4 protein-coding genes are annotated in these 3,470 nt (G+C 34.2%); all 4 read left to right on the forward strand.

Features of this window, described 5'->3' with window-relative positions; all coding sequences use genetic code 11:
• The first annotated feature begins 255 nt into the window (after positions 1–255).
• The gene (locus AC1DJR_RS24815) at positions 256–729 is read left to right on the forward strand and encodes a MaoC/PaaZ C-terminal domain-containing protein (RefSeq protein ID WP_002015489.1); all 474 of its coding nucleotides are present in this window, start codon (positions 256–258) and stop codon (positions 727–729) included.
• 95 nt (positions 730–824) lie between these two features.
• Positions 825–953, forward strand: coding sequence for a hypothetical protein (locus AC1DJR_RS24820; RefSeq protein WP_477003743.1), 129 nt, complete (start codon positions 825–827; stop codon positions 951–953).
• Positions 928–1,647 carry a two-component system response regulator PhoP gene (gene phoP, locus AC1DJR_RS24825; protein WP_002015484.1) on the forward strand — a complete coding sequence of 240 codons (720 nt, stop codon included), beginning with the start codon at positions 928–930 and terminating at the stop codon, positions 1,645–1,647. Before AC1DJR_RS24820 ends, phoP begins: the two co-directional genes overlap by 26 nt.
• Positions 1,640–3,403 (forward strand): sensory box histidine kinase PhoR, encoded by a 1,764-nt coding sequence (gene phoR, locus AC1DJR_RS24830; RefSeq protein WP_477003742.1) that lies wholly within the window; start codon positions 1,640–1,642, stop codon positions 3,401–3,403. Before phoP ends, phoR begins: the two co-directional genes overlap by 8 nt.
• Positions 3,404–3,470 lie beyond the last annotated feature (67 nt).

The raw sequence follows: 3,470 nt of genomic DNA on the forward strand, positions 1-3,470 counted from the left end.
GTAGAATCTGTACGTAACGTTATGAAAGTTCTTGTTTAATAATTAAATATAAGTAGAAAAAGATTCGGGGCCCCGAATCTTTTTCTACTATATATTGAAATGTTTTTTTGAAATAATATGAAAACGCTATCATTCGGTGTATCCTATAATGAAACTATAGACTTATACTATACATTGCCCTCATCACAGTAAATTTCGGATAAGGTATCGCTTTTAGTAGGATAATAAGGTGAAAAAATCGGAGGGGGTTGTAACATGTTAAAGAAAAAAGTTCAAATTGGTCGTAGAATGGATGAAATTACAGTAGGAGAGAAATTATCTATCACTGAAAAAATTGAGGATAAAGATTTGTTATTGTACTTAGGGTTAACGAATGATGCCAATCCATTATATATTCAGCATGATTACGCATCCCAAACTCCGTATGAAAAGCCGATTGTCCCAAGCATTATGCTAACGGGACTGATTACAACGGCGGTTACGAAATATTTACCAGGTCCAGGTAGTCATATTACTAGGAAGGACCTTACGTTCGTGAAACATGTTCACCATTATGAAACGTTACAAATCCACTTTGAAGTTGTGGCTGTTTCAGAGGAGGAACATACAATTGATATGCTTGTATTTGCTCATGATGAAAAAGGAGAAACTGTTGTAAAAGGTTCATTAACAGTAACACCACCTTTTAAATCTGTTTCCATTATGGAAAAAGCATTAGATAATTTTTAAAAAATGAAAGTTAGAATGATATAAAAGTAGCGTTAGTCATATTCTTATTAAGGGTATGCTAGCGCTACTTTTTGTTTGGAAAGGGTGATATAACTGTGAAATGGGAGAGGGAAGACATTATTTTTGAAACGATAAGAGAAGCTGAAGTATGGGCCGATTCAATCGCGAATGAAATGTACGGGAAAGTATTTGATAAGAATGAACAATCGTATTTTAGTAGTTGATGATGAGGAATTTATCTTAACTTTAATTGAATTTAATTTACAACAAGCTGGGTTTGAAGTTATTACAGCAATGGATGGAGAAATGGCGCTTCAAAAAGCGACTACAGAACGCCCAGATTTAATTATATTAGATTTAATGCTTCCAAAAATGGATGGTATGGAAGTTTGTAAAGAATTACGATTGCAGCGTATTATGACGCCGATTTTAATGTTAACAGCAAAAGATGATGAATTTGATAAGGTGCTAGGTCTTGAGCTTGGGGCTGATGATTATATGACGAAGCCATTTAGTCCAAGGGAAGTTGTTGCTCGTGTGAAGGCGATTTTGCGCCGTACGAAATTACAGCAGGAAGAACAAGTTTCAGAATCGCCAGATGAAGAGAGCATCAAAATTGCAGAACTTAAAATTTTACCGGAGTTTTATGAAGCGTACTTCCAAGGAAGGAAACTGGAATTAACACCGAAAGAATTTGAGTTACTTGTTTATCTTGCGAAAAATAAAAGTCGTGTATTAACTCGTGACCAATTATTAAGTGCTGTATGGAATTATGATTTTGCCGGTGATACAAGAATTGTTGATGTCCATATTAGCCATTTGCGCGATAAAATTGAACAAAATACGAAAAAACCGACGTACATTAAAACGATACGTGGTTTAGGTTATAAATTAGAGGAGCCAAAAGTGGATGAATAAGTTTCGTTCCAGGCTTCTTTTTACATTTGTTTCTCTTATCGTTTTTATTTTAGTTGGACTAGGTGTATTATTAGAAACTGTATTTGAAAACTACTATATAGATCATGCTAAAGAGAGAATGATAAAAGAGACACAGTATGTTGCGGTATTAGCAGAAGAGCAAGGGTTTGATGCTGTTTTAAAAAAGCCTTATGTATTTGAAAAGTTAGAAGAAAAATTACCAGCTTCTATTATATTTGTTGATGAAAAAAAGAAAGTTCAATATAGCGGAGGGCAACCATCTGCATTTAGTCAAGAGATGCTTAAAGAACTTTCTTCCGAAACAGCAAAGAAAGAAAATAAAGTCATTACGAAAGAAACAGATCAAAAGAATGAATTTTATCATGCTGTGTTCGTCCAGGATGTAGAAGGGAAACAAGGATACATTTTGGTGAAAAGTACAATTGATACTTTGAGGGACGTTCACCAAAAAACGTGGGGATTATTAATTATCGGATTTGTCATTGCTTGTCTTGTAGTTGTATTCCTAGGTGTCAAAATTACAGGACAATATATTAGGCCGATTGAATCAGTTACGAAAGTTGCGATTGAATTAGCGAAGGGTAATTATAAAGCGCGTGCATATGAAAGTCATTCGGATGAAACAGGAATGCTGAGTAAAGCAATTAATATTTTAGCTCGTAATTTACAAGAGATGACACTCGAACAAGAAATGCAACAAGATCGTTTGCACACATTAATTGAAAATATGGGAAGCGGAATGATTTTAATTGATAGCCGTGGTTATATAAACCTTGTAAACCGTTCTTATAAGGAGACTTTCCACGTAACAGATGAAGAATATTTAGACCGTTTATATTATGAATCATTTCACCATACGGAAATTATTGAGCTTGTGGAAGAAATTTTTATGACAGAAGTGAAAGTGCGTAAACAAATGTTATTGCCACTTAGTATTGAGCGAAAGCATTTCGAAGTATATGGAGCGCCAATTATTGGGACGAACCATGAGTGGAAAGGGATTGTTCTCGTATTCCATGACATTACTGAGCTGAAGAAATTAGAACAAATAAGAAAAGACTTTTTAGCGAATGTTTCTCATGAACTAAAGACACCGATTACTTCTATTAAAGGTTTTTCAGAAACACTCTTGGACGGAGCGATGGATAATAAAAAATTCTGCGAACATTTCTTACATATCATTTTAAAAGAAAGTGAGCGTATGCAAGGATTAATTGAAGATTTATTAGATTTGTCAAAAATCGAGCAGCAAGGGTTTAGATTAAATATGGGTACGGTTGATATGAAGGGGATTCTTGAAGACATTCATATGGTGCTTGATAATAAAGCGGGTGAAAAAGAAATCTCTTTACAAGTGAATGCATTGAAACGAGTTTCCGTTATTGGAGATCCAGGCCGCTTGAAACAAATCTTTATTAATTTAATTAATAACGCGATTGTATATACACCGGCTGGAGGCGTTGTTTCTGTTGAATTGGCAGAAGATAAATATAATGCTTATATAAAAGTATCTGATACTGGAATTGGTATTAGTAAAGAGGAAATYCCACGTATTTTTGAACGCTTTTACCGAGTGGATAAAGCAAGAAGTAGAAATACGGGTGGAACGGGTCTTGGTTTATCAATTGTAAAACATTTAGTTGAAGCGCATCAAGGTACGATTACGGTGGATAGTGAGGTTGGGGAAGGAACAACATTTACAGTTGTTTTACCAAAATCAGCTACTGAAAAATAGGATGAAGGATATTTACAATATATTAACAATGGCTTAATTAAATATTAATAAAGCTCTGTTAATATAA

This window comes from Bacillus sp. 05T31 (genome assembly GCF_056396725.1).

What these genes read in the sequence shown, in the direction of transcription:
- AC1DJR_RS24815 (WP_002015489.1), top strand. Translation starts at nt 256, where the DNA reads ATGTTAAAGAAAAAAGTTCAAATTGGTCGTAGAATGGATGAAATTACA.
- phoP (WP_002015484.1), top strand. Translation starts at nt 928, where the DNA reads ATGAACAATCGTATTTTAGTAGTTGATGATGAGGAATTTATCTTAACT.